General features: G+C 46.3%; 27 protein-coding genes. 17 read left to right on the top strand and 10 right to left on the bottom strand.

Features of this window, described 5'->3' with window-relative positions; genetic code table 11:
* Positions 1-62: 62 nt before the first annotated feature.
* From LQ247_RS10445 to ade, 4 genes are all read left to right on the top strand, one after another.
* On the top strand, positions 63-350 hold the full coding sequence (locus tag LQ247_RS10445; protein WP_020451235.1) for an AbrB/MazE/SpoVT family DNA-binding domain-containing protein: 288 nt from the start codon (positions 63-65) through the stop codon (positions 348-350).
* A 167-nt stretch (positions 351-517) separates the two neighbouring features.
* Complete coding sequence (locus LQ247_RS10450; RefSeq protein WP_020451236.1) at positions 518-1,855, top strand: ATP-binding protein; 1,338 nt, start codon at positions 518-520, stop codon at positions 1,853-1,855.
* Between the two features lie 63 nt (positions 1,856-1,918).
* Positions 1,919-2,581 carry a potassium channel family protein gene (locus tag LQ247_RS10455; RefSeq protein ID WP_020451237.1) on the top strand — a complete coding sequence of 221 codons (663 nt, stop codon included), beginning with the start codon at positions 1,919-1,921 and terminating at the stop codon, positions 2,579-2,581.
* A gap of 127 nt (positions 2,582-2,708) precedes the next feature.
* The gene (gene ade, locus LQ247_RS10460) at positions 2,709-4,430 is read left to right on the top strand and encodes an adenine deaminase (RefSeq protein WP_101561227.1); all 1,722 of its coding nucleotides are present in this window, start codon (positions 2,709-2,711) and stop codon (positions 4,428-4,430) included.
* A gap of 47 nt (positions 4,431-4,477) precedes the next feature.
* Here the strand turns inward: ade and rnjA are convergent, their stop codons facing one another.
* Together rnjA and LQ247_RS10470 are read right to left on the bottom strand one after the other, a co-directional pair.
* Positions 4,478-6,145 (bottom strand): ribonuclease J1, encoded by a 1,668-nt coding sequence (gene rnjA / locus LQ247_RS10465; RefSeq protein WP_020451239.1) that lies wholly within the window; start codon positions 6,143-6,145, stop codon positions 4,478-4,480.
* A gap of 4 nt (positions 6,146-6,149) precedes the next feature.
* A complete protein-coding gene (locus LQ247_RS10470) occupies positions 6,150-6,359 on the bottom strand; it encodes a DNA-dependent RNA polymerase subunit epsilon (protein WP_020451240.1) in 210 nt (69 codons plus the stop codon).
* Between the two features lie 398 nt (positions 6,360-6,757).
* Between LQ247_RS10470 and LQ247_RS10475 the strand changes: the two genes are divergently transcribed.
* A complete protein-coding gene (locus LQ247_RS10475; RefSeq protein WP_026579777.1) occupies positions 6,758-7,534 on the top strand; it encodes a Cof-type HAD-IIB family hydrolase in 777 nt (258 codons plus the stop codon).
* A gap of 37 nt (positions 7,535-7,571) precedes the next feature.
* On the opposite strand, the gene def is transcribed toward LQ247_RS10475, so the two are convergent.
* Positions 7,572-8,126 (bottom strand): peptide deformylase, encoded by a 555-nt coding sequence (gene def / locus LQ247_RS10480; protein WP_101561228.1) that lies wholly within the window; start codon positions 8,124-8,126, stop codon positions 7,572-7,574.
* A 120-nt stretch (positions 8,127-8,246) separates the two neighbouring features.
* Positions 8,247-8,378 carry a YjcZ family sporulation protein gene (locus LQ247_RS10485; protein WP_003181399.1) on the bottom strand — a complete coding sequence of 44 codons (132 nt, stop codon included), beginning with the start codon at positions 8,376-8,378 and terminating at the stop codon, positions 8,247-8,249.
* A gap of 257 nt (positions 8,379-8,635) precedes the next feature.
* Here LQ247_RS10485 and LQ247_RS10490 point away from each other — a divergent pair, with 257 nt between their 5' ends.
* The 5 genes from LQ247_RS10490 (at position 8,636) to lpdA (ending at position 14,667) form a co-directional block, all read left to right on the top strand.
* The gene (locus tag LQ247_RS10490; RefSeq protein WP_105978951.1) at positions 8,636-9,304 is read left to right on the top strand and encodes a YkyA family protein; all 669 of its coding nucleotides are present in this window, start codon (positions 8,636-8,638) and stop codon (positions 9,302-9,304) included.
* A gap of 397 nt (positions 9,305-9,701) precedes the next feature.
* Entirely contained in the window at positions 9,702-10,817 is a 1,116-nt protein-coding gene (pdhA, locus tag LQ247_RS10495; RefSeq protein WP_020451244.1) for a pyruvate dehydrogenase (acetyl-transferring) E1 component subunit alpha, read from the top strand.
* Between the two features lie 3 nt (positions 10,818-10,820).
* Positions 10,821-11,798 carry a pyruvate dehydrogenase complex E1 component subunit beta gene (pdhB, locus tag LQ247_RS10500; RefSeq protein ID WP_020451245.1) on the top strand — a complete coding sequence of 326 codons (978 nt, stop codon included), beginning with the start codon at positions 10,821-10,823 and terminating at the stop codon, positions 11,796-11,798.
* Positions 11,799-11,957: 159 nt separating this feature from the next.
* Entirely contained in the window at positions 11,958-13,250 is a 1,293-nt protein-coding gene (locus tag LQ247_RS10505) for a dihydrolipoamide acetyltransferase family protein (RefSeq protein ID WP_026579774.1), read from the top strand.
* A 4-nt stretch (positions 13,251-13,254) separates the two neighbouring features.
* Positions 13,255-14,667 carry a dihydrolipoyl dehydrogenase gene (lpdA, locus tag LQ247_RS10510; RefSeq protein WP_020451247.1) on the top strand — a complete coding sequence of 471 codons (1,413 nt, stop codon included), beginning with the start codon at positions 13,255-13,257 and terminating at the stop codon, positions 14,665-14,667.
* Between the two features lie 90 nt (positions 14,668-14,757).
* Here lpdA and LQ247_RS10515 read toward each other — a convergent pair whose 3' ends face one another.
* Positions 14,758-15,138, bottom strand: a complete 381-nt coding sequence (locus tag LQ247_RS10515) for a hypothetical protein (protein WP_020451248.1) — start codon at positions 15,136-15,138, stop codon at positions 14,758-14,760.
* A 377-nt stretch (positions 15,139-15,515) separates the two neighbouring features.
* Between LQ247_RS10515 and LQ247_RS10520 the strand changes: the two genes are divergently transcribed.
* Complete coding sequence (locus LQ247_RS10520) at positions 15,516-15,635, top strand: GapA-binding peptide SR1P (protein WP_020451249.1); 120 nt, start codon at positions 15,516-15,518, stop codon at positions 15,633-15,635.
* Positions 15,636-15,680: 45 nt separating this feature from the next.
* Here the strand turns inward: LQ247_RS10520 and LQ247_RS10525 are convergent, their stop codons facing one another.
* On the bottom strand, positions 15,681-17,153 hold the full coding sequence (locus LQ247_RS10525; protein WP_231006101.1) for an aminotransferase class I/II-fold pyridoxal phosphate-dependent enzyme: 1,473 nt from the start codon (positions 17,151-17,153) through the stop codon (positions 15,681-15,683).
* Between the two features lie 248 nt (positions 17,154-17,401).
* On the opposite strand from LQ247_RS10525, the gene LQ247_RS10530 reads away from it, so the two are divergent.
* On the top strand, positions 17,402-17,677 hold the full coding sequence (locus LQ247_RS10530; protein WP_020451251.1) for a UPF0223 family protein: 276 nt from the start codon (positions 17,402-17,404) through the stop codon (positions 17,675-17,677).
* 52 nt (positions 17,678-17,729) lie between these two features.
* On the opposite strand, the gene LQ247_RS10535 is transcribed toward LQ247_RS10530, so the two are convergent.
* Positions 17,730-18,365: a YktB family protein gene (locus LQ247_RS10535; RefSeq protein ID WP_023857270.1), complete on the bottom strand. Its 636-nt coding sequence runs from the start codon at positions 18,363-18,365 to the stop codon at positions 17,730-17,732.
* 243 nt (positions 18,366-18,608) lie between these two features.
* Between LQ247_RS10535 and LQ247_RS10540 the strand changes: the two genes are divergently transcribed.
* The 3 genes from LQ247_RS10540 (at position 18,609) to LQ247_RS10550 (ending at position 20,181) form a co-directional block, all read left to right on the top strand.
* The gene (locus LQ247_RS10540) at positions 18,609-18,797 is read left to right on the top strand and encodes a hypothetical protein (RefSeq protein WP_003181425.1); all 189 of its coding nucleotides are present in this window, start codon (positions 18,609-18,611) and stop codon (positions 18,795-18,797) included.
* A 141-nt stretch (positions 18,798-18,938) separates the two neighbouring features.
* Positions 18,939-19,733, top strand: coding sequence for an inositol monophosphatase family protein (locus tag LQ247_RS10545; RefSeq protein WP_020451254.1), 795 nt, complete (start codon positions 18,939-18,941; stop codon positions 19,731-19,733).
* A complete protein-coding gene (locus LQ247_RS10550) occupies positions 19,726-20,181 on the top strand; it encodes a GNAT family N-acetyltransferase (protein WP_020451255.1) in 456 nt (151 codons plus the stop codon). Before LQ247_RS10545 ends, LQ247_RS10550 begins: the two co-directional genes overlap by 8 nt.
* A gap of 147 nt (positions 20,182-20,328) precedes the next feature.
* Here LQ247_RS10550 and LQ247_RS10555 read toward each other — a convergent pair whose 3' ends face one another.
* A complete protein-coding gene (locus tag LQ247_RS10555; protein ID WP_020451261.1) occupies positions 20,329-20,517 on the bottom strand; it encodes a YlaF family protein in 189 nt (62 codons plus the stop codon).
* Between the two features lie 160 nt (positions 20,518-20,677).
* Between LQ247_RS10555 and typA the strand changes: the two genes are divergently transcribed.
* Both typA and LQ247_RS10565 read left to right on the top strand, forming a co-directional pair.
* Positions 20,678-22,516 (top strand): translational GTPase TypA, encoded by a 1,839-nt coding sequence (typA, locus tag LQ247_RS10560; RefSeq protein ID WP_020451262.1) that lies wholly within the window; start codon positions 20,678-20,680, stop codon positions 22,514-22,516.
* A gap of 57 nt (positions 22,517-22,573) precedes the next feature.
* Entirely contained in the window at positions 22,574-22,894 is a 321-nt protein-coding gene (locus LQ247_RS10565) for a YlaH-like family protein (RefSeq protein WP_003181448.1), read from the top strand.
* A 21-nt stretch (positions 22,895-22,915) separates the two neighbouring features.
* Here LQ247_RS10565 and LQ247_RS10570 read toward each other — a convergent pair whose 3' ends face one another.
* Together LQ247_RS10570 and LQ247_RS10575 are read right to left on the bottom strand one after the other, a co-directional pair.
* Positions 22,916-23,422, bottom strand: coding sequence for a MarR family transcriptional regulator (locus LQ247_RS10570; RefSeq protein WP_020451263.1), 507 nt, complete (start codon positions 23,420-23,422; stop codon positions 22,916-22,918).
* A 72-nt stretch (positions 23,423-23,494) separates the two neighbouring features.
* A complete protein-coding gene (locus tag LQ247_RS10575; protein WP_231006031.1) occupies positions 23,495-24,991 on the bottom strand; it encodes a monooxygenase in 1,497 nt (498 codons plus the stop codon).
* Between the last annotated feature and the right edge of the window lie 84 nt (positions 24,992-25,075).

The following is a 25,075-nucleotide window of genomic DNA, read 5'->3' on the forward strand; positions in this document are numbered from 1 at the left end:
TATCGTTATGCTAAGACAATATCTTAGAAAAATAGAAACAAAAGAGGAAGTAGGCGAAAGTTTTGAAAGCAATTGGAGTTGTGAGAAAAGTAGACGAACTCGGCCGGATCGTGATGCCGATTGAATTGAGAAGAGCTTTGGATATTTCGATCAAGGACAGCATCGAATTCTTTGTCGACCAAGATAAAATTGTCCTGAAAAAATATAAACCGCACGGTGTGTGCCTGATGACCGGTGAAATCACTTCTGAAAACCGCGAGTACGGAAACGGGAAAATTACGCTGAGTCCTGAGGGGGCCGAATTGCTTTTGGAAGAAATAAAAGCTGCCTTAAACGAAGTGAAAGCATAAGATTTGAAGCCCTTCATCAGAAGGGCTTTTTCTTGCGTCGGCAGAAGATAAAACCGCCGTCACTGAAAAATTCAGCCATAGAGACGATAAATACTTCGAACAATCCTCTCAAATGTGGTGTAAAGAATGTTACAATTGACTGAGAAATACAAGTGGCAGGTGGGGGTATGAAAAGATATCAAGGACGAATCATTGCAACCGTGCTGGCAATGACTTTTATCATGTTTTGGAATTTTTTATTCTATGGTGTGTTGGGAAATAAAATCAATTGGACGGTTGATCTGCTGTTTACACTGGTGACATTAATCAGCGTTTGGTGGCTCACGCTTTATATCGATGAGTCCAATCAGCTTGTCTATAAACTGAAGGAAAGCGAAAAGAAATATAAAGAGCTTTCTTCAGAAACCAACCGCATCATGGATAACCTTCAGGAAATCGTCTTTCAGACGGACCGGATAGGATACATTACATTTTTGAATCAGGCGTGGACAACGTTGACCGGATACAGTGTTGAAGAGAGTCTTGGAACGATGTACAACGATTACTTTGACCATGAAGAACGGATCTCGAATCACCTGATCGCCCAGCTGAAGAACAAGGAGCCTGAAGGCAGGATCGAGGTGCTCTACCATCGCAAAGACGGAAGCAAGTTCTGGGGCGAAGTTCACTATAAACTTTATTATAAAAACGGTCAATTTACGAGCAGCTTGGGGACGCTGACTGATGTGACGGAACGGAAAAAAGCGGAGATGGAATTGTTCAAGTCGAATCAGCGGCTGGCTATGCAGTCTCAGAAGCTGGCGATGGCCGGGCAGCTCGCCGCGGGAATCGCTCACGAAGTCAGGAACCCGCTGACATCGGTAAACGGATTTTTGCAGCTGATGAAAGCGGAATATCCCGACCGGAAAGATTACTTTGACATTATTTTCTCAGAGATTAAACGAATCGATTCCGTGCTCGGCGAACTGCTTGTACTGGCCAAACCGCACCAGGTTCAATTTAAAAAGATCAACATCAATTCGGTTCTTCAGCAGGTGGCAACGCTTCTTGAGACCAACGCCGTGCTTTCCCACATTAAGATCGAAAAAGCGTTTCAGCACGGGGAGGAGTGGGAAATAAACGGCGATGAAAATCAAATCAAACAGGTATTCATCAATTTAATAAAAAACGGGATAGAAGCGATGCCTGACGGCGGAAAAATCACGATCTCCTCGGAGGTTGAAGGTGACTATGTGAAAATCAGCATCAAAGACGAAGGGGGCGGCATTTCCCAAGCCGATTTGGCAAAGCTCGGGGAGCCTTTCTTCTCAACGAAAGAAGAAGGGACGGGTCTTGGGCTGACGATTTGCCTGAATATTATCGGCGCTCACAACGGAGAAATGAAAATCGACAGCGAATTGGGCGAGGGAAGCACATTCCACATCCTGCTTCCGATCGACAAAGGGGCGGCATCCGAAGAGAACGATATTCAGCAAGGATGCTGCAGCCGCGCAACGATAAAATAAAAGAGGAAAAATTCCACTTCATATGATAGAATTTGTTCAGATTGACCCATGGAGGAATTACCGATGAAAAAAGAATTTGCAGTAATTGGACTCGGCCGGTTCGGCGGCAGCATTTGTAAAGCATTGAGTGAAGAAGGGCTTGAGGTAATGGCGATCGACAGAGATGAAGATCGCGTAAACGAATACGCCAAAATTGCCTCACATGCTGTGATAGGAGACACTACAGACGAATCAGTGCTGAAAAACCTTGGACTGCGCAATTTTGACCACGTCATTGTAGCGATCGGGGAGAACATTCAAGCTAGCATTTTGACAACGCTGATTTTGAAAGAGCTTGGTGTGAAAATGATTACCGTCAAAGCTCAAAACGATTATCACGAAAAAGTATTATCCAAAATCGGAGCGGACCGGATCGTTCATCCGGAGCGTGAAATGGGAAAAAGAATCGCCCACAACATCGTCTCCAACAATGTGCTTGATTATCTTGAACTTTCTGATGAACATAGCCTTGTCGAAATCGCAGCGAACGGCAAACTGGCCGGAAATACGCTGCTTGACCTTGATATCCGGGCCAGATACGGAATTAATATTGTCGCGATCAAGCGGGGGAAAGAAGTCATCGTATCTCCGCTTGCCACCGAAGAGATTCAAAAAGACGATATTTTAATCGTCATCGGCTCAAATCCTGACATTGAGAGATTTGAAAAAAAAGTTTTTCAACATTAAAATGCCATCGATCAGCCGCGGGAACCCCACAGCCCGCGGTTTTTTTGATCTTTTCATTGACTGTTTCAAACGATTCGGCTACGATATTGAACCATATCCATATAAAAATGAGAGGGGACATATATCTTTGGACAATGAGATGTTCATTCACCGGCTTGGCGCCGCCAGTCATCGCAAAAAAGCGGATACTGTAATTAAAAACGGAAAGATCATGGATGTTTTTAATCAGGAATGGTTGAAGACAGACATAGCTATCACAGACGGGGCCATCGTCGGTTTGGGCGATTATGAGGGGGAGAATACCATTGACGCAGAAGGACAAATGATCGTTCCAGGCTTTATCGACGGTCATGTCCACATTGAGTCTTCAATGGTGACGCCGCCCGAATTTGCCAAAGCGGTGATTCCCCACGGTGTAACAACCGTTGTCACCGATCCCCATGAAATCGCGAATGTCTCAGGAGTGAGGGGTCTTGAGTTCATGTTGGAGCAGGCTAAGATGACAAGGCTGAACATTCGTTTTATGCTCCCTTCTTGTGTGCCTGCGGCACCATTTGAAAAATCGGGTGCGGTTTTGAACGCTGCGGATTTACATCCTTTTTACAGCCGCGAAGAGGTGCTCGGGCTTGCGGAAGTGATGGACTATGTGGCCGTTGAAGCGGGAGAGCCGGATATGGTGCAAAAACTCATGGATGCCCATAAAGCGGACAAGCGGATCGACGGACATCTGGCCGGCTTGTCAGCCGGGTTCGTCAATGTCTACAGAGCGGCGGGCGTGCTGACAGACCATGAGGTCACGACACCTGAAGAGGCGCTTGAACGGGTCAGAAGAGGAATGTACGTCATGCTGAGAGAAGGCTCTGCGGCAAAGAATACACGTCATGTTTTGCCTGCGGTTAATGAGAAAAATGCGAGACGCTTCTTTTTCTGTACAGATGATAAGCATTTGGATGAACTGGTCGATGAAGGAAGCATTAACCATCAGGTCAAGCTTGCCATTCAAGAGGGACTTGACCCGTTTCTCGCATATCAAATGGGCAGCCTCAATGCAGCGGAATGCTTCGGGTTAAAGACGAAGGGAGCGGTTGCCCCTGGTTATGACGCAGACCTCCTTTTCATCAGCGATTTTGAGAACGTCAGCATTTCAAAGACGATGATCAACGGCGTGATCTGGAGCGGGGCAGAACAAAGCGAATGGACGGGCGGCAAAGCGGCACCTGCACTGCTCCAATCTGTCCATCTCCCTGATTTACATGAGGATGATCTGGAAATTCCGATCGTTCAAGGGAGTGAAATCAGGGTCATTGACATTATCCCTAATCAGCTTGAAACAAAGCTGTCCCTAGCCAAGCCGAAAAGCGGCGTTTTTTTTCAGCCGGATCTGGAAAGCGATCTGTTGAAAATTGCAGTGATTGAACGCCATCGCGGCGTTAAAGGAATCGGACTCGGCGTTGTCAGGGGCTTCGGTCTAAAAGAAGGCGCCATCGCGACAACGATTTCTCATGATTCCCACAATTTAATCGCTGTCGGTACAAATGATCAAGACATCTTAAAAGCGGTTGAACGTCTCGGAGAAATCGGGGGAGGCCTCACCATTGCAAAAGGAGGGAAGGAGCTTCAATCCGTCGCTCTGCCGATTGCCGGCCTCTTGTCGGACAAACCGCTTGAGACGGTAAACGAAAGCTTAAAATCTCTTCATGCAGCATTAACGGAGACAGGATTTTCAGGAGCGTTTAATCCTTTTCTGACGCTTTCTTTTTTAGCGCTTCCTGTTATCCCCGATATTAAAATGACGACAGAAGGCTTGTTTGATGTTAAAGCGTTCAGGCATATCCCGATTCAACCATAAAAAAACGGATGCACACCGGTGCATCCGTTTTTTTGCTCAAGCCGCGATTAGACTTCCATAATAATCGGAAGGATCATCGGGCGGCGTTTTGTTTTTTCGTAGAGGAACGGAGCGAGCGTGTCTGTGATCTCGTTCTTAATTTCAGACCACTGCGTCGTTTTGCGTTCCATCACTTTTTTAAGGTGTCCTGCAATCAGGTCCTGGGCATCATTGATTAAATCACCGGATTCTCTCATGTAGACAAATCCTCTGGAAATTAAGTCAGGTCCTGCGGACACTTTGAACTCTTTCATGTTGATGCTGACAACGACAATGACAAGCCCTTCTTCAGAAAGAATCCGGCGGTCGCGAAGCACGATGTTCCCGATGTCGCCGATGCCGCTTCCGTCAATATAGACATTGCCTGACGGGATTTTACCTGCGACTGAGGCTTCTTCGCTTGTCAAAGCAAGCACTTCGCCGTTGTCCATAATAAAGCAGTTTTCCTCAGGAATTCCGCAGTCTGTCGCAAGTTTGACGTGCATTTTCTGCATTCTGTATTCACCGTGAATCGGCATGAAAAACTTTGGCTTGATGAGGCGGAGCATCAGCTTTTGCTCTTCCTGTCCGCCATGTCCTGATGTATGAATGTTAGTCACAGCTCCGTGGATGACATCGGCGCCCGCCCGGTAAAGCTGGTTAATTGTGCGACTGACGCTGATTGTATTGCCCGGGATCGGAGATGATGAAAATACGACCGTATCCCCGGGAATGATGGAAATTTGCCGGTGTGTGCCGTTAGCAATTCGGGATAGCGCAGCCATCGGTTCACCTTGGCTTCCGGTACAAAGAATCGTCACTTTGCCGGCAGGAAGCCTGTTGATTTCATTCGCTTCAACAAACGTATTTTTCGGACACTTAATATACCCGAGCGTTTGGCCGATTTCAATCGCCGACTCCATGCTTCGTCCAAATACGGCAACCTTCCGTCCGTTTGCAACAGCTGCTTCGATCACCTGCTGCAGGCGGTGGATGTTTGACGCGAAGGTTGCGAAGATGATCCGCCCTTCAACTTTTCGGAAAATATCATCAATGCTTTCTCCGACTTTGCGCTCTGACATCGTGAAATCAGGGATTTCACTGTTGGTGCTGTCAGAAAGCAGGCAAAGCACGCCTTCTTTTCCGATTTCGGCCATCTTGGTCAAGTTGGCAGGTTCGCCTACCGGTGTAAAATCGAATTTAAAGTCACCGGTATGTACGATGTTTCCTTGCGGTGTTTTTACGACAATCCCGTATGAGTCCGGAATGCTGTGGGTCGTCCTGAAAAAAGAAACCGACGTTTTTCTGAATTTGACGATATCGTCTTCTTCAATGATATGAAGCTTTGTTTGACGCAGCAGACCGTGCTCTTCAAGCTTCTTTCTGAGAAGGCCGATGGCGAGCTGTCCGCCGTAAACGGGAATGTTCACCTGTTTGAGCAGGTACGGAATTCCGCCGATATGGTCTTCGTGGCCGTGCGTAATAAAAAGACCTTTGATTTTTTCTTCGTTTTTGACTAAATAAGTGTAGTCGGGGATGACATAGTCGATTCCGAGGAGCTCGTCTTCCGGAAACTTAATCCCCGCATCGATGAGCACGATCTCGTCCTGAAACTGGACCCCGTACGTGTTTTTGCCGATTTCCCCAAGTCCTCCAAGGGCAAATACAGCCGTTTGATCATTTTTTACAAATTTCATTCATTCATAACTCCAATACTTTAAAATTTTCGCTTTGCTTTTCATATTCTAAAAAAGCGTCTTCAACTTGCTGTATAAACTCAATATTGTAGTTGTATTGTTTTAATTTAGATCTGACTTCACGTTCAGATTGAGCTTCCACAAAAATTGAATCTGTTTTTTCACGAACAGGTACTTCGTCATTGCTTGCTTGATAAAATACCTTATAGATCATCCAAATCTCTCCTTAACTGCCGATTGTTAGACTCATCTTTCTATTATATTCGAAATTGCCTCATAAGAAAAGCGCTTGAGAAAAAAAGGACTCTTCCACATGAGTGAAGGTCCTTTTAGGCAATCGACTTTCTGCGCATCATGCCATTCAGCTGTTTTTTTAATTTTTTCCGCAGTCGGCGTAGCATACGGATTCCTCCTTTCTCTGACTTGTCCGGTCACTACCGTATCTCTTTAGTTCTATTATATGATGAATCCGTCTATTGTTACATGGATATTATTGGCATGTTGATTTTGTTTTGATTTTGGAGTGAAAAGGTTTTCTCGCGTACGCAGTTTTTGTATGATGGTACAGGAGAACCATCAATCATACTAGCTAAGGGAGAAGGATTCACTGCCATGGATAAAAAGCTGATTTTCTTTGATATCGACGGAACGATTTATGATCATGATAAACGGATTCCCGACACCGCGAAACAGGCTGTCTCCGATTTAAAAGCGCACGGCCATCATGTTTTCATCGCATCAGGCCGGGCGCCGTTTATGGTCAGGCCTGTGCTTGAAGAATTGGGCATCGATTCTTTTGTCTCTTATAACGGACAATATGTCGTTTTTGAAGGAGAGGTCATTTATAAAAACCCCATTGCCGAACAGTCACTGGAAGCGCTGCTTGCGCATTCGGACAGCTGCGGCCATCCCCTCGTCTTCATGGGAGAAGAGGGGATGCGCACTACATCTGCCGGCCATCCGTTCGTCCACGAAGGAATCGGCAGCTTAAAAGTCAATCCGCCGGAAGAGGACCGCGCCTATTTTAAAGGCAGGGACATTTTTCAGGTCCTCTTGTTCTGTACGCAAGACGAGGAAGAGCGGTACAGCCGGTTTCAGGAGTTTGATCTCGTCCGCTGGCACGAGCGCTCCACAGATGTGCTGCCTTCTGGCGGGTCGAAAGCGGAAGGAATCAAAAAAGTCATTGAAAAGCTTCCGTTCGACAGAGAGGATACTTACGCGTTTGGAGACGGTCTGAACGACCTGCAGATGATCGAGTTTGCGGGAACCGGAGTGGCGATGGGCAACGCTGTGCCTGAGCTGAAAAAAATAGCCGACTTTGTCACAAAGCCCGTCGATGAAGACGGCATTCAATACGCGGTAGAAGCCCTCGGGCTTTTGAAACCATAAAAAAACGGATCTTGTCTGATCCGTTTTTTTATGTGCATTATCTGCCGACAGGCGTTGCGTTTTCGGGTTGTTTCAGCGGGTTTTCTTTGTCGATATGGTCGTAAAACATAATGCCGTTTAAATGATCGATTTCATGCTGGAATACGATTGCCGGAAATCCTTTTAAGCGGATGTCGACGTTTTCGCCATCAAGTGTCGTTCCTTTGACCCGGATCCGTTCATAGCGCGGAACATATCCGGGAATCGGTTCGTCGACGGACAGGCAGCCCTCGCCGCTTGTCAAATAGCATTTTTGAACAGAGTGGCTGACGATCTTCGGATTGAAAAGCGCATAGCTGTAAAGTGTCCCGTCTTCATTTTCGGCATGAACTGCGATCATTCGTTTATTGATATTAATTTGCGGAGCGGCTAGGCCGACACCAGGACGAAGGTTGTGCTTTTGAGCGATTTCAGGGTCCTGGCTGTTTTTGACAAACTCGATCATGTCGCTCAGCTGTTTGATTTCTTCTTCGCTAGCTGGCAATTGAACTTCTTCGGCGACGGTTCTTAAAGCGGGGTGCCCGTCGCGGACAATGTTTTCCATTGTGATCAACATCTTCACTCCCAACGATTCATTATGTAAAGTATAGCGGATCTTGCTCTTTTCGCGCAATCTCTGTGCATGATAAAATGACCAGCCGAAGGAGGCTGGTCATGACGGATTCATCAGGGGCTAGCAGCCTAAATAAGCGGCCCCTACAATAATCAGCAAAATAAAGAGAACGACGATCAAAGCGAATGTGCGGCCGTAGCCGTATCCATAACCGCCGCCGTACCCGTATCCAGGGCAGCAATAACCGTACATATGAAGACCTCCTCCGTTATTTTACGCCAGCCTTTTCTTTTTGGTAGGCATGGCGTCTAATATAAATTATGTAAAAGTCCAACGGTTGTATAGTCGAATGCCCAACTTCAAGGAATTTTCCCTGAATGTTTTGGTCTAAAAGCGAAGGCGGCGGCATACCGATCTGATATCGGCTTGTCCATACGCTTTAGACTTCTGTTGTCAAACAAACGAATTCATTTTATAGTGGAATTTGTCGAGATTGGGGGAAGTTCGAAGTGAAATTTTCAAACATGCGGGTGCCAGCAGGCATCGTTGTTCTTTTCACGGCAGCATTTGTACTATCAGGCTGTCTCTGGAAAGATCCTGTCGAGTCTTTTCACGGCTCGCTGGAGAAGATCGTGGAATTGGAAGAGCCTTTTAAACAAGAGCAGGGTTCCCTTAAAAGTCTGGAAAAAGCCGAATCTAAGCTTTACAAGGAAATGATCAGGCTCAATATGGATGATTTTGACCGGATCGCTGCGCTCTCCGACAAAGCGCTCAAGAAAGCCGGAAACCGCGAGAAGCACTTGAATTCTGAGAAAGAAAGCATAGACGAAGCAAAGCAGGAGTTTGAAGCGAATAAAGCGTCGGCGGAAAAAATCGAAGATCAGAAGGTCAGGAAAAAAGCTGAGAACGCTGCTTCTTTTATGGAAAAGCGCTACAAAGCCTACGACTCGCTTTATGACGCCTATCAGAACGCAATCGGCCTTGACAAAGAGCTGTACAAGCTGCTCAAAAACAAAGGTCTTAAACTGGATGACCTTGAGGCACAGCTGAAAAAAATCAATCAATCGTATGACAAAGTGCTGAAAGAAAGCAAACATTTCAATGAGTATACAAAGGATTACAACAAAGCCAGAAAAGATTTTTACAAGGCTGCGGGATTTGAGATGAAAGAGGGCTGAATATTCAGCCCTCTTTTTTCGACAAAATCTGTATTGCTATTGTAATACAGAATGCTGTCTATACTAGAACAGTTTGAAACAGTCTGAACAACGCTGAAACAGAAATTCAGTAAAGCGAATACATTTATTGAATTTCAGGAATGAAATCGATTGACGAGTATGATCGACTGGTGTAAACTTAGCCTTGGTGGAACTTGTTGTATTAGTTTGTCATAAACTATAAATGATACAGTTTTAGAACGCGTTGTGCTGTCCTTACATAAAAGTTTCGACAACCATCAAAGCGGCTAATAAGAAATAAATATGAGTTGCGCCCGTCAATTTAGGACACCCTAATTCTGTATGTATAAGGGATACACGTCTATGACTGTCAAAAGAAAGGAAGAGGTGACTTTATATGGCTGCAAAAACGAAAAAAGCAATCGTTGATAGCAAAAAGCAATTCGATGCCATTAAAAAGCAGTTCGAAACGTTTCAAATTTTGAATGAAGAAGGCGAAGTCGTTAATGAAGCGGCAATGCCCGATCTATCTGATGATCAATTAAAAGAATTAATGCGCCGCATGGTGTATACACGCATTTTGGATCAGCGTTCTATTTCTTTGAACAGACAAGGCCGCCTTGGCTTCTACGCGCCGACTGCCGGTCAGGAAGCGTCTCAAATTGCTACGCATTTCGCGCTTGAAAAAGAAGACTTTGTTCTTCCTGGCTACCGTGATGTTCCGCAGCTGATCTGGCACGGACTTCCGCTTTATCAAGCATTCTTGTTCTCTCGCGGACATTTCCGCGGCAACCAAATGCCGGATGATGTCAATGCGCTGTCGCCGCAAATTATTATCGGTGCGCAATACATCCAGACGGCTGGCGTTGCACTCGGCTTGAAAAAACGCGGCAAACAGGCTGTGGCGATCACTTATACTGGAGACGGCGGTGCTTCCCAAGGTGACTTCTACGAAGGCATCAACTTTGCCGGTGCGTATAAAGCTCCAGCTATTTTCGTTGTTCAAAACAACCGCTATGCGATTTCTACACCTGTTGAGAAGCAATCAGCAGCTCAAACAATCGCACAAAAAGCTGCGGCTGCAGGTATCGTCGGCGTTCAAGTAGACGGCATGGATGCCCTTGCTGTATACGCTGCGACACGCGAAGCACGCGAGCGCGCTGTAAACGGCGAAGGCCCTACCCTGATCGAAACGCTTTGCTTCCGTTACGGTCCTCATACTATGGCCGGTGACGACCCGACGAAATACCGTACGAAAGAAATCGAGAATGAGTGGGAGCAGAAAGATCCGCTTGTCCGTTTCCGCAAATTCTTGGAAAACAAAGGCCTTTGGTCTGAAGAAGAAGAAAGCAAGGTAATTGAAGAAGCGAAAGAAGAAATCAAGCAGGCGATCAAAAAAGCTGACGAAGAGCCGAAGCAAAAAGTGACCGACCTGATCGACATCATGTATGAAGAGCTTCCTTACAACCTTGCAGAACAAAAGGAAATTTATAAAGAGAAGGAGTCGAAGTAAGCCATGGCGCAAATGACAATGATTCAAGCAATCACTGATGCGTTACGCACAGAACTGAAAAATGACGAAAATGTCTTAGTTTTCGGAGAAGACGTCGGTGTTAACGGCGGCGTGTTCCGTGCGACTGAAGGATTGCAAAAAGAGTTTGGTGAGGATCGCGTATTTGACACTCCTCTTGCTGAATCTGGTATCGGCGGCCTTGCACTCGGCTTAGGCTTACAAGGCTTCCGTCCTGTAATGGAAATTCAATTTTTCGGCTTTGTGTACGAAGTGATGGACTCAGTTTCCGGACAAATGGCACGGATGCGCTACCGTTCCGGCGGCCGCTGGACTTCACCAGTGACAATCCGCTCTCCGTTCGGCGGCGGTGTTCATACGCCTGAACTTCACGCGGACAGCTTGGAAGGACTCGTTGCACAGCAGCCTGGACTTAAAGTCGTCATTCCTTCAACTCCGTACGATGCTAAAGGACTTTTAATCTCCGCGATCCGCGATAACGATCCGGTTGTCTTCCTTGAGCATATGAAACTTTACCGTTCATTCCGTCAGGAAGTTCCTGAAGAGGAATACACAATTGAAATCGGCAAAGCCGATGTGAAACGCGAAGGAACAGACCTTTCCATCATCACATACGGAGCGATGGTTCACGAGTCATTAAAAGCTGCGGAAGAGCTTGAAAAAGAAGGCGTATCTGCTGAGGTTGTCGACCTTCGCACAGTCAGCCCGCTTGACATCGACACGATCATCGCATCTGTGGAAAAAACAGGCCGCGCGATCGTCGTTCAAGAGGCGCAAAAACAGGCTGGAGTGGCTGCAAACGTTGTTGCCGAAATCAACGACCGCGCGATTTTGAGCCTCGAAGCTCCGGTGCTTCGCGTCACTGCTCCTGATACGGTATTCGCATTCTCTCAAGCTGAAAGCGTATGGCTTCCAAACCATAAAGACGTGCTTGAAACTGCGAAAAAAGTATTGGAATTCTAATAAGATCTGAACAATAAGGGAAAAGCTGATACCAGCCTTTTTCCCTTCATGCATTTCCACAGTCAGTCGGAGAAACTGTAGCCGTCTACTGACAGTCAGCCTAAATAAGCAGGCTGACCATTATATCAACTACGTAATAATCTTAGGAGGTCGAAAACTGTGGCATTTGAATTTAAACTTCCGGATATCGGGGAAGGAATCCACGAAGGCGAAATCGTAAAATGGTTCGTCAAGCCAAACGACGAGGTAAACGAAGATGACGTTTTGGCAGAGGTCCAAAACGATAAAGCAGTTGTAGAAATTCCTTCACCTGTTAAAGGAAAAGTATTAGAATTAAAAGTTGAAGAGGGAACAGTCGCAACCGTTGGGCAGACAATCATCACATTTGATGCACCAGGTTACGAAGATCTTCAATTCAAAGGCGACGAATCAGGCGAAGCGAAAGCGGAAGAAGCTGACAAACAAGAAACTGATGCACCAGCAGAAGCAGCGGAAGCAAACGAGCAAGCGGATGCAGATCCGAATAAGCGCGTCATTGCAATGCCATCTGTACGCAAGTATGCCCGTGAAAAAGGCGTTGATATCGTGAATGTTTCAGGTTCGGGCAAAAACGGCCGCGTTCTGAAAGAAGATATCGACAGCTTCTTAAACGGAGGAACTGCCGGAAACGCTCAGGCTGCTCAAGCTGAAGAAAAAGCAGAGCCTGCTGCACAAAAACCTGCAGCGGCGGTTCAAGTGCCTGAAGGCGAATTCCCTGAAACACGCGAGAAAATGAGCGGAATCCGCAAAGCCATCGCAAAAGCTATGGTCAACTCAAAACATACCGCTCCACACGTTACACTAATGGACGAAGTCGATGTGACAAACCTTGTCGCTCACCGCAAGCAGTTTAAACAAGTTGCGGCTGATCAAGGAATTAAGCTGACTTACCTGCCTTACGTGGTAAAAGCTTTAACATCAGCTCTGAAAAAATATCCAGTCCTGAATACATCAATTGACGACAATACAGATGAAGTGATTCAGAAGCACTACTACAACATCGGTATTGCGGCAGACACTGACAAAGGCCTGCTTGTGCCGGTCGTTAAAAATGCGGACCGCAAAGCTGTTTTTGAGATTTCAAATGAAATCAACGAACTTGCGACAAAAGCACGCGACGGCAAACTTGCTCCTGCTGAAATGAAAGGCGCTTCTTGCACAATTACGAATATCGGCTCTGCCGGCGGTCAATGGTTCACACCGGTTATCAACCATCCGGAAGTTGCGATCCTTGGAATCGGCCGCATCGCTGAGAAAGCTGTCGTTCGTGACGGCGAAATCGTCGCTGCACCTGTTCTGGCTCTTTCTCTAAGCTTCGACCACCGTATGATCGACGGCGCAACTGCACAAAACGCATTAAATCACATCAAGCGTTTGCTGAACGATCCACAATTAATTTTAATGGAGGCGTAATGTAATGGTAGTAGGAGATTTCCCTATTGAAACAGATACTCTTGTCATTGGTGCGGGACCTGGCGGCTATGTAGCTGCCATCCGCGCTGCTCAGCTTGGACAAAAAGTAACAATCGTTGAAAAAGGCAATCTTGGAGGCGTATGTCTGAATGTCGGATGTATCCCTTCAAAAGCGCTGATCAATGCAGGCCACCGCTATGAGAATGCAAAGCATTCTGAAGAGATGGGGATCACTGCTGAAAACGTAAAAGTTGACTTTACAAAAGTTCAAGAATGGAAAGCCTCTGTCGTTAATAAGCTTACCGGCGGTGTGGAAGGCCTTCTGAAAGGCAACAAAGTCGACATCGTAAAAGGCGAAGCGTACTTTGTAGACAGCAATTCTGTACGCGTGATGGATGAGAATTCAGCTCAGACATACACGTTCAAAAATGCGATCATTGCAACGGGTTCTCGCCCTATCGAATTGCCAAACTTCAAATATAGCGACCGTGTACTGAATTCAACAGGCGCGCTTGCACTGAAAGAAATTCCTAAGAAGCTCGTTGTCATCGGCGGCGGCTACATCGGAACTGAGCTCGGTACTGCATATGCAAACTTCGGCACTGAAGTTGTCATTCTTGAAGGCGGAGAAGAAATTCTTCCAGGCTTTGAGAAGCAAATGAGCTCTCTTGTTAAACGTAACCTGAAGAAAAAAGGCAACGTTGAAATCCATACAAAAGCTATGGCTAAAGGCGTAGAAGAAAAAGCTGACGGCGTAACCGTTACGTTCGAAGTGAAAGGCGAAGAGCAAACGATCGATGCGGACTACGTACTTGTCACTGTCGGCCGCGTTGCAAACACGGACGAGCTTGGACTTGAACAAGTAGGCGTTGAAATGACGGACCGCGGCATCATCAAAACGGACAAACAATGCCGTACAAACATTCCGAACATCTATGCGATCGGCGACATCATCGAAGGTCCTCCGCTTGCACATAAAGCTTCTTATGAAGGTAAAATCGCTGCTGAAGCGATTGCCGGAGAAGCAGCGGAAATCGACTATCTCGGAATTCCTGCGGTCGTCTTCTCTGAGCCTGAACTTGCATCTGTGGGTTACACTGAAGCACAGGCTAAAGAAGAAGGTCTTGCAGTGACTGCAGCCAAATTCCCGTTTGCTGCAAACGGACGTGCGCTGTCATTAAACGAAACTGACGGTTTCCTTAAACTTGTAACACGCAAAGAAGACGGCTTAGTCATCGGTGCACAAATTGCCGGAGCAAGTGCTTCTGACATGATTTCTGAGCTGAGTTTGGCAATCGAAGCAGGCATGACTGCTGAAGATATCGCCATGACAATCCATGCTCACCCTACATTGGGAGAAATCACAATGGAAGCTGCAGAAGTTGCCATTGGCATGCCGATTCACGTTGTAAAATAATTAAATAAAAAACCCCCAGCAGGGGGTTTTTTTATGTATTTTAGCAATCGCTCAAGATAGAAAATCCCCTAGCACATACACAGGGGATTTTTAATGCTTCAATTCTTTTTGAAGAAGCTTTACAATTTTATCTTTATCTTTTATTTTTCCTTCAATTTTAACCAGTACTTTTTTATCATGAACAAGCAGCAAGCTTGGAAAGATTTTAACCTCTTTTTTCCACTGGCCTTTTTCATGTGAAATTTCCATATTTGAAACCTGTTCGGGAAATTCTTTTTTTAAATCCAAAAGCGCATCATAGTAAGCCACTTCCTGCCCCATATGCTCGTCATCGGAAAAAAAGATGAGCTTGAGGTGGCGTTGGTTGGCGCTTTGCTGCTGCTCATGGTCAGGCATGATGTGAGATAAAGAACATCCACTCGTCAAAAAAAGGAAACAAATTGCGGCGGTGAATATCGCTCGAAACCACATGACGTCTCCTCACCTCTCTATATAATGCAAGCCGATTTTCCTGTTCGATTAGTAAACAATTCCTATTTTATCATGATAATTGAAATAATCTTTCGTTGTTACCCATTTGTTACACAATTGATAACTGCTGTTTTATTTATGAGACGTTGCAGATTGAACGGATTTGATGGGTACATAGTCGGAATCAGCAGGGAAGCGTTCTGCATAAGCTTTAAGCAGGAATACATATATAACATGAATGGCCTTTTTTTTGAAAAAAGAGCAAAAATGACTTAAATGTGTTATACAATTAACCATTGACAATATTAATGTGACATAATATTATAAAGGTAACAAATTTAAACGCTTCCATTTTGAAAAGAAAAGGGGAATGAAAGATGGGCACGATCGTTTGTCAAGACTGCAATGAAACCATTCAGCATTTTGAAGATGAGAAAGTGACGATTCTTTACGGAACGTGCGGACAGTGCAACTGCCATCTTAGAGAGGAAGAATAGAAAAAAGCATGCGGCCATTTACAGTGCCGCATGCTTTTCTGTTTTTTACAGGATTGCTTGCTGTTCTTTAATGACGCGGATCATATGGAGGGTGTCATCTTCCGGTCCCTGAACAGGCAGCCCTGCTTCGAGGTTCTTTTCGATGTAGTTGATATTATCCTCGGTAATGATCTCGCCTGGAATGAAGATCGGTATCCCTGGCGGATAAACCATCACAAATTCGGCAATGATTCTGCCGGCGGCTTTTTTAAACGGAATGATTTCCGTATTTGCATAAAAAGCGTCACGCGGTGTCATTGCAAGCGCTGGAATGTTTGGCAGAAGCACTTCAGGCTTGCGTCTGTTTTCCGCAGCAGAGGCGGCCTGCTGAGCGATGTCGGCTAAGCCTTTGATCAGCGCATCCGCATCCTCTTTCCGGTCTCCCGGTGTAAAAATGCACAGGATGTTGTATAAGTCAGAAAGCTCCACTTCGATTTGACATGACTCGCGCAGCCATTTTTCCACATCATGCCCGGTCAGCCCGAGGTCTTTCACAGATATGATCAATTTGGTCGGATCATAGTTAAAAGCCGCTTTGGAGCCGAGGATTTCCCTCCCGACGCATGAAATACCGTTGATTTCATTGATGCGATCCCTTGTTTCATCAGCGAGCTTTATCGTTTGTTCGATCAGTTCGTGTCCCTCTGTGGCTAAGCGTTTTCTTGCGACATCAAGTGAAGCGAGCAATAAATAGGAGGTCGATGTCGTCGTCAGCATGCTTAAAATCGATTGAACTCTTTCTTTTGAAACAAGACCTTCTTTCATATTGAGAATCGAGCTCTGTGTAAGGGATCCTCCGAGCTTATGAACGCTCGTCGCCGCCATATCCGCTCCGGCCTGCATGGCAGAAAAAGGCAGATCTTCGTGGAAATGGATGTGAACGCCGTGTGCTTCGTCAACAAGCACAGGGATATGAAATGAATGAGCCAGCTCCACGATGCTTCTTAAGTCTGCAGCTATGCCGAAATAAGTCGGGTTGATGACTAGAAGCCCCTTTGCGTCAGGATGCTCAAGCAGCGCTTTTTTCGCTGATTCAGGGGTGATTCCGTGTGAAATTCCCAACTCATCGTCAATTTCCGGATGGATGAAGATCGGTACTGCGCCTGAGAAGACGATCGCTGACATGACCGATTTATGAACATTTCTCGGCACGATGATTTTGTCTCCGGGTCCGCATACGGCCATGACCATCGTCATGATGGCGCCGCTCGTTCCCTGAACGGAAAAAAACGTGTAGTCGGCTCCGAATGCTTCAGCCGCCAGATCCTGCGCCTGTTTGATAATTCCTTTCGGTGCGTGCAGATCGTCGAGAGGCTCGATATTGATTAAATCTATGCTTAATGCGTTTTCTCCGATAAACGCCCTGAATTCAGGGTCCATCCCGGAGCCTTTTTTGTGCCCGGGTATATGGAACTGGATCGGGTTTTTGCCGGCGTGTTTTTTTAATCCGGTATATAGGGGTGTTTCGTGCTGCAACAATTGTTTTCCCACCTTCATGATAAACCTGCTATTTCCTTAAAGACTATTCTTTATCAAAAATCGTTGAGTTATTTTGCGTTTTTGCTTGATGGCATAAAACAAATGAATTATATTATGTTCTTGAAAGAATGTAAAGAACATTTTATCATCTTTAAGGCTTCTCTGTCCCTTTGGATAGTCGCAAAAAAGAAAACCAATACTAAAGCCAAACAAGCCGTCAGGCCGAACTGCACAAGGAGATGAACCAAATGGAAGAAGGATACCAATATCCGATGAATGAAGACTGGAGCACCGAGGAAGCGATAGACGTCATATCGTTTTTTCAGACGGTTGAGCTCGCTTATGAAAAAGGCGTAGAGCGCGATGTACTAATGAGTGCTTACCGCCGCTTTAAAGAAATTGTTCCGGGAAAAGCGGAGGAAAAAAAGCTCTGCAGCCAGTTTGAAGAAGCGAGCGATTACTCTCCGTATCAGGCAGTCAAAAAAGCAAAGGAACAAACGGAAAATACGAAAATTAAAATGTAATGAGAAAATCCAAAACAAAAAGGGATGGGCACAACAGGCCATCCCTTTTTGTTTAAACCGATACTTTCTGCGTCAGGCGGTAAAGGAAGGCGAGCTTTTCAAAAGCCGCTTCGATTTCGGATAGAAACGCCTCTTCGCTCATTTGCAGGACTTCGTCTTTTGCAAGCTGAATACCGCAAAGCGCTTCTGCTTTCTTCACGTTGACGAGCCGTTCAAACAGGTTCTCCAGCTCTTTATCGTCCATCTCAGACTGTCTTATGACGTCCGGTTTCGTATGATCGGCCGACCAGACAAAACGGCTTGGAATGTTGCTTTCAATGTCCGGCAGATGCTTTTTAAACAGCTGGCCGTATTCCTGCTTGAGAGGAGACTCATAGATCAATGCAAACCATACGAACACGTGGGTTTCCCATAAACCAATTTGGAAATGAGGCAGCTTTTTATAGCCGCGCTTATTGTTTGCAAAAGCAACCCAGCTGTCGTCCGGCGGATTGACCGAGCGGCGCGCGTGCTTTGCGACGTGGACAAACATTTCATCTCCTGTCAATGCGGACAGTACAGGCGCAAAATGATCGCCGAGCCCTTCAAGTTTCGGGCGCACGGTTTCTTTCAGAACGCTCATCCGCGCATCTAAACCTTCTATTGTAAATGTACGAAAATCCTCTTCAGTAAAACGCAGACTGCTCATTGTGTTCCTCCTTGTCCAATCAGTAAAGATATTGTATCACAGTCGGCTTTTCAAACAAAAAATTACGTTTCGCTTCGCGGATTTTGGGGAATCGTTAGGTAAACACACAATTTTTAGAATAACGTTGCGAATGTTTGAGCACTTCATACGATATGAATAAGAAATTAATATAAATCACGCTTAGGACTAAAACCAGAAGGATTCTCTTTGACATCAATTTTCTCTGGAGGGGGCGTAGGGCACATGAAACCAATTGTGAAACAAGGATTGAAAGAGGAAAAAGACAATCGGGCCGCTGTTTGGAGGCTTGAGGTCGATTATGAACTTGCAACGCTTTTTGAAGCCATGGAAAAAAAGGATGAAACCCAAATCGAGTTGAGCAAGCGCAAACTGGAACGACTCAGAAAAGAATGGATTAGATTACATGGTTGAAACCATAATAAAAACGAACCGTTTGAGAGGTTCGTTTTTATCTGGGCTGCCTGATCATTTGTCATTTTTCTTGATTTTTCCCGGCTAATATCAGTATGCTATGAATAAATCAACAGGTATACATAGAAAAGAGGTAGTGTGATGACAAACTGGAAGGAAATCGACCGCCTGGCGAAAAGCTGGGTGAAAGAAGCTGGTCAGAGAATTCAGCAGTCAATGAAAGAAAAGATGACAATCGAAACGAAATCGAATCCAAATGACCTTGTCACAAACATTGACAAGGAAACAGAGCGTTTTTTCATTGAAAAAATCCAATCGGTTTTTCCGGATCATCATATTCTTGGCGAAGAAGGCCAGGGGGACAAGCTTACATCTTTGGACGGCATCGTTTGGATCATCGATCCGATCGATGGCACGATGAACTTTATTCATCAAAAACGCAATTTTGCGATTTCAATCGGCATTTTTGAAAACGGAAAAGGCAAAATCGGTTTGATTTATGATGTGACTCACGACGAGCTTTATCATGCTTTTCAAGGCGAAGGTGCGTACATGAATGATACAAAGCTCGGCAAGATGAAAGAAGTGCCGCTTGAAGAATCGATTCTGGCCATCAATGCGACATGGATCACCGAGAACAGACGGATCGATCCAAGCGTATTATCTCCGCTTGTCAAGCGCGTCAGAGGGACCCGGTCATACGGTTCAGCGGCTTTGGAACTCGCTTATGTTGCAGCCGGCAGAATGGATGTGTATGTGACGATGAGACTTGCCCCTTGGGATTACGCCGCCGGCTGCATCCTGCTTGATGAAGTCGGCGGAACATATACGACAATTGACGGGAAGCCGCTCAATTTTCTTGAAAACCACAGCATCGTAGCCGGCAATCCGGCAGCTCACCGGGCGATTTTCAACGAATATTTGCCGCATGAATAGCAGGTCTTTCTCTTCTTCCGATTTCGCCTTTTTTGAGGAGCTGGCCGAAGCAAGCCCCGGGTGGGCGAAGGAAGAGCTTGACGGAAACAGCCTGGAACGCTATATGAGTGCTTATGCGATGTATAACGGTGAATGGCTCGTGTGGGAAGACAGGGGCCTGCCGGCGGCTCTGAGCTTTCATCTCGAATGGGCGCCTTCTAATGGCAAGCCTTGGCTCGGAACGCTTCTTGTCCATCCCGATTTCCGCCAAAAAGGCCGGGCAAAAGAAGTGATTGAAACGATCGGCAAACGTTTGAAAGAAAAGGGACATAAAGCGTTGTTTGCGGCGGTGCCATATGAAAAGGACGCGTGGCTGAACATGCTCGCCCGTTCGGGATTTGAACAGCTGAAAACGGAAAAAGATAAAGAGGGAAAACGATATTTGATTATGGTGTTGCCCCTTGCTTGATGCTTCAATGAGACTTGTTTGACAACAGGTCTCATTTTTTCGGGTTTATTTCAAACCGCAGAGGGATGAAAATGGTGCTAGATTATGATTTGCGCGGGGGTTCGGATTTAAAAATCAAAAGCCCCTTCAGCCGGAAGGGGCTCTTTTTTATTCAAGCAGGCCTTTTTCGCGCATTCTTTTTTTGAGAGTAAAACCGCTCCCCATAATGACGATCAGAATTGCGACGGCAATTGCGACGCCGGCAGCGCTTTTTTCGGCGACTGCAACGCCGATCATCATGATGCTGATCACTGCAGCAAGTGCGAATAATAAGAATATCCATTTGATTTGTTTCACTGTTTTCCCATCCCCTTAGTATGAAGTCTACTGTTAGTTTACAGAAAATCGTGCTGAATAGAAAGGGTCAACCGAATCTGGAAATTTGAAACAAATTGAAATAACTTCGTTCGTCAGTTATAATATGAAAGATTATCTAAATTTTTTAGGAGATGAAAATGTGAAACTTCGAGAAGATCTTCGCAATATCGCTATTATCGCCCACGTTGACCATGGAAAAACGACGCTTGTGGATCAGCTCCTCCATCAGGCTGGCACATTCCGTGCAAATGAAAACGTGGCGGAGCGCGCCATGGATTCCAATGACTTGGAAAGAGAGCGCGGCATTACGATTTTAGCGAAAAATACAGCGATTAACTATAAAGATACACGCATTAATATTTTGGATACTCCGGGACACGCAGATTTCGGCGGGGAAGTTGAGCGGATCATGAAAATGGTCGACGGCGTTCTGCTTGTTGTTGACGCTTATGAAGGCTGCATGCCGCAAACCCGCTTTGTGCTGAAAAAAGCACTTGAGCAAAACTTGACGCCAATCGTTGTTGTCAATAAGATCGACCGCGATTTTGCCCGGCCTGAAGAGGTCGTTGACGAAGTGCTCGATTTGTTTATCGAGCTTGATGCCAATGAAGAACAGCTTGAATTCCCGGTTGTTTACGCTTCTGCGATCAACGGCACCGCTTCAGCTGATCCGAAGCAGCAGGATGAAAATATGGAAGCTTTATTCGAAGCGATTGTCAACCATATTCCTTGTCCTGTCGATAACCATGAGGAGCCTTTGCAGTTCCAGGTCGCTCTGCTTGACTACAATGATTATGTCGGCCGTATCGGAATCGGACGCGTGTTCAGAGGAACGATGAAGGTCGGACAGCAAGTTGCTTTAATGAAGCTTGACGGTTCTATCAAGCCGTTCCGCGTAACGAAAATCTTCGGTTTCCAGGGCTTGAAAAGGGTCGAAATTGAAGAAGCGAAAGCCGGCGACCTTGTCGCGGTATCAGGAATGGAAGACATCAATGTCGGAGAGACCGTCTGCCCGATTGAGCATCAAGAGGCGCTTCCGGTTCTGCGCATTGACGAGCCGACGCTTCAAATGACGTTCGCGGTTAACAACAGTCCTTTTGCCGGTCGCGAAGGAAAATATGTCACGGCCAGGAAGATTGAAGAGCGCCTTGAACAGCAGCTTCAGACAGATGTCAGCCTTCGAGTCGATCCGACGCCATCTCCTGACGCCTGGGTCGTATCCGGTCGCGGTGAGCTGCATTTGTCGATTTTAATCGAAAACATGCGCCGTGAAGGCTTTGAACTGCAAGTATCGAAGCCGGAAGTCATCATTAAAGAAATCGACGGCGTTCGCTGTGAGCCTGTTGAACGCGTGCAAATCGATGTGCCTGAAGAGCATACCGGATCTGTAATGGAATCAATGGGCGCGCGCAAAGGTGAAATGATCGACATGATCAATAACGGAAACGGGCAGGTCCGCCTGATTTTCAACGTTCCTTCACGCGGATTAATCGGCTACTCAACCGAATTCCTTTCCCTTACACGCGGTTTCGGGATTTTAAACCATACGTTTGACAGCTATCAGCCTGTTGAGCCTGGGCAAGTCGGCGGACGCCGCCAAGGTGTGCTTGTTTCAATGGATACCGGGAAAGCTTCAGCTTACGGCATTCAAGGCGTTGAAGAACGCGGCGTGATTTTTGTCGAGCCGGGCACAGAAGTATATGAAGGCATGATCGTCGGCGAGCACAACCGTGAAAACGACCTTGTCGTCAACATCAATAAAATGAAGCAGCAGACAAACGTGCGCTCAGCGACGAAAGATCAGACGGTCAGCATGAAAAAACCGCGTATCATGTCGCTTGAAGAATCGCTTGAATACTTGAACGAGGATGAGTACTGCGAAGTCACGCCTGAATCCATCAGATTGAGAAAGAAAATTCTCGACAAAAACGAACGCGAAAAAGCAGCGAAAAAGAAAAAGCTGGCAGGATTGTCGTAACATTTGCAGAACCTAAAAAAAGAGCAACCCAACTAAGCAAAGGGGAGGGGAATCTTTTTGACTGATGTAAGTGAACGGCTGTCGTTTTTTGCCGCTCTTTATAAAGTGGACCAGAATCCTGAGGCGGGAATGTGGTGGCTTTATGCCACCATCTTCGTCCTGTCTGCGGTCGTCTTTAAACTGGGGTTCGCCAAACGGCTGCCGCTGTTGAAAACGGCGATCATTTACTTTTTTCTGGCGCTAGGCTGTACGTTTTTAACTTTTTTCGGCGTTTTTCTGCCGGTTGGAGAAGGGCTGATCGTAGCCGTTTTAATCCTTTCGATTTACAAAATCCGTCTGCACCGTTCGAAAAAAGAGCAGACGGGGGCGAATACGTAGAAAAGACATAGCCAAAGAAGGCTATGTCTTTTCTGTATCCGCCAGAAAATCCGCTGTTAATAAGTCCCGAAACAAAGCCCTGGCAAAAAGAATCTCATCTGCTGAATACCGGCTTAAAAATCGTTTAAACCTTTGTTCGATTTTTTCGTGCTCACGCTGGTGAAGGTGATGAATACTTCTCCCTTTATGGCTTAAGCGGAAGTAGATTTCTTTTTTATTGTCGCTGAGCTGTGTCTTGCTGACGAGGCCTTTTTCGGTCAGCTTTGCGGTGATCCTTGAGACCGTCGCTTTTGAAAATCCCATCTTCTCGGAAATCGAGGTGACGTTGATCGGTTCGTGGTCGCCAATGCAGCTGATCGTATGGATGTCAGACATGTTGAGTTTCAGTTCAGCTCCGAATTCGCGTTCCATCTTTTTCATTTCAGCGGAGATGCGCTCTTTCATGACGGTTTCTTGCTGCTCTTGCTGATGAATGAGCCTGATGTACAGATCGAATATTTCTTGTTTTGCGTGTGTTAAATGCTCCATGCAGAAAATCGGCTCCTTTAATCGATGTTTCTGTTTTGATTATATCATTTTGTTGCGCATGAAACAAAATGATTAAACAGACTGAATGTGAGAGTTCCCGCACCAGCGGTGGATACCATCGGCAATCAATTGCTCCGCGTTTTCCATGGATTCGTCGACAGCCCAGGCCACGTGACCGTCGGGACGGATCAGCGCTGCTTTTACCCCATTCCATTCAGGCCTGCCGTCAATTGCTTTCACTTGTATACGCCGGACGTGAGGAAGGATGGAAAATTCCTTCGTTTCTATCCCGAATGCTGCTAATAAAAAGCGTCCATCACGGAGAAAAGTGTAGAGCCGTTTGACAGTACCATCTGAAAGGGTCAGATCGATATCTGGGAGACGTTTTCCGTTCAGCTCATGTTCAGGCATCTTTTCATCTGCTTCGTATTGCACGCTGAGCGCCGCAATTTGTTCTGCCAGATAGCGATTGACGTCTGAAAATCCGAGAATGCCGGATAATAATTCGCGGAGGTACAGGCCTTCACGTGTAAAATCAAACAGCTTTGTTTGGATTTGTGTATTGACGAGCAGCGCTTCCCCGACAGGGTGTCTTTCATTATGGTAACTGTCAAGCAGCCAGCCGGGGCACCGTCCGTTGATCTTTGCCGCGAGTTTCCAGCCAAGGTTCATCGCGTCCTGAAGCCCGACATTTAAACCTTGCCCTCCCGCGGGAAAATGAATATGCGCGGCATCTCCAGCCAAGAAAATTCTGCCGGAACGGTAATGCTCCGCCAACTTGCTGGCATTTCCGAAGCGGGACATCCAAACCGGGCTGTCCATTCCAAGGTCCGTGCCGCAGATGCGCTTGAGTTCTGTTTTTAATTCTTCCAGTGTGACGGGCTCGTGAAGCAAAGCTTGAGGCATGTGCGGCGCCGTTATGAGGACGCGGAAAATGCCGCCGTCTAAAGGCACGATCACAACGCCGCCTTCACGGTTCTCGCAAGTATAAAAATGAGATTCCGGCGGATTTTCAAGCGACACATCACCAAGCATTGCCGTGATATTTGCATCAGTTCCGGAAAAAGCGATGCGCGCCTGTTTGCGAATGATACTTCCGGCTCCGTCAGCACCGACGATATAGGAAGCGGTTAGAAAGGACAGGCCGTCGGGTCCCTGGACGACGAGCTCGGCCGTTTCCTCATGCTCGCGGACAGCGAGAACTTCATGACCGCGAAGGATGCAGACACCGAGATTTCGCGCATGTTCCTCAAGCAGCTTCTCAGTTTCGTATTGGGGGATGAACAATGTAAAATTGGCTTGCGTGTCAAGCGCAGAAAAGTCCAATCCAGTCTTCAGACCGGCAAAATGCCCCGAAGGAATCGGTTTGCCAATTTCCTTAAACCGTTCTCCAAGCCCCCTCATTTCAAGTATCTCGATTGAGCGCGGATGCAGCGTGAGCGCTTTTGAGAATGGAGAAGGCTCTTTCAGCCGTTCGACAATACAGGTCTGGACACCGGCCAAAGCCAGCTCGGAAGCCGTCAGCAGACCGACGGGGCCGCCGCCTGCGATCAGTACATCAAAATCCATGATGAATCACTCCTTTTTTTGTTACGTATGAAACAATTTTAAAATACTACAAATGAAAATGTTTATCAACTATAATCTTTAATT

This window comes from Bacillus sp. BS3(2021) (assembly GCF_021043345.1).
Taxonomy (GTDB): Bacteria; Bacillota; Bacilli; order Bacillales; family Bacillaceae; genus Bacillus; species Bacillus paralicheniformis.

What these genes read in the sequence shown, in the direction of transcription:
- LQ247_RS10475 (WP_026579777.1), top strand. Translation starts at nt 6,758, where the DNA reads ATGGATAAAAAGCTGATTTTCTTTGATATCGACGGAACGATTTATGAT.
- pdhB (WP_020451245.1), top strand. Translation starts at nt 10,821, where the DNA reads ATGGCGCAAATGACAATGATTCAAGCAATCACTGATGCGTTACGCACA.
- LQ247_RS10575 (WP_231006031.1), bottom strand. Translation starts at nt 24,991, where the DNA reads ATGGATTTTGATGTACTGATCGCAGGCGGCGGCCCCGTCGGTCTGCTG.
- rnjA (WP_020451239.1), bottom strand. Translation starts at nt 6,145, where the DNA reads ATGAAATTTGTAAAAAATGATCAAACGGCTGTATTTGCCCTTGGAGGA.
- LQ247_RS10570 (WP_020451263.1), bottom strand. Translation starts at nt 23,422, where the DNA reads ATGGAGCATTTAACACACGCAAAACAAGAAATATTCGATCTGTACATC.
- LQ247_RS10470 (WP_020451240.1), bottom strand. Translation starts at nt 6,359, where the DNA reads ATGATCTATAAGGTATTTTATCAAGCAAGCAATGACGAAGTACCTGTT.
- LQ247_RS10530 (WP_020451251.1), top strand. Translation starts at nt 17,402, where the DNA reads ATGGAAGAAGGATACCAATATCCGATGAATGAAGACTGGAGCACCGAG.
- lpdA (WP_020451247.1), top strand. Translation starts at nt 13,255, where the DNA reads ATGGTAGTAGGAGATTTCCCTATTGAAACAGATACTCTTGTCATTGGT.
- LQ247_RS10485 (WP_003181399.1), bottom strand. Translation starts at nt 8,378, where the DNA reads ATGTACGGTTATTGCTGCCCTGGATACGGGTACGGCGGCGGTTATGGA.
- LQ247_RS10550 (WP_020451255.1), top strand. Translation starts at nt 19,726, where the DNA reads ATGAATAGCAGGTCTTTCTCTTCTTCCGATTTCGCCTTTTTTGAGGAG.
- LQ247_RS10515 (WP_020451248.1), bottom strand. Translation starts at nt 15,138, where the DNA reads ATGTGGTTTCGAGCGATATTCACCGCCGCAATTTGTTTCCTTTTTTTG.
- LQ247_RS10520 (WP_020451249.1), top strand. Translation starts at nt 15,516, where the DNA reads ATGGGCACGATCGTTTGTCAAGACTGCAATGAAACCATTCAGCATTTT.
- pdhA (WP_020451244.1), top strand. Translation starts at nt 9,702, where the DNA reads ATGGCTGCAAAAACGAAAAAAGCAATCGTTGATAGCAAAAAGCAATTC.
- LQ247_RS10545 (WP_020451254.1), top strand. Translation starts at nt 18,939, where the DNA reads ATGACAAACTGGAAGGAAATCGACCGCCTGGCGAAAAGCTGGGTGAAA.
- LQ247_RS10540 (WP_003181425.1), top strand. Translation starts at nt 18,609, where the DNA reads ATGAAACCAATTGTGAAACAAGGATTGAAAGAGGAAAAAGACAATCGG.
- LQ247_RS10455 (WP_020451237.1), top strand. Translation starts at nt 1,919, where the DNA reads ATGAAAAAAGAATTTGCAGTAATTGGACTCGGCCGGTTCGGCGGCAGC.
- LQ247_RS10450 (WP_020451236.1), top strand. Translation starts at nt 518, where the DNA reads ATGAAAAGATATCAAGGACGAATCATTGCAACCGTGCTGGCAATGACT.
- LQ247_RS10535 (WP_023857270.1), bottom strand. Translation starts at nt 18,365, where the DNA reads ATGAGCAGTCTGCGTTTTACTGAAGAGGATTTTCGTACATTTACAATA.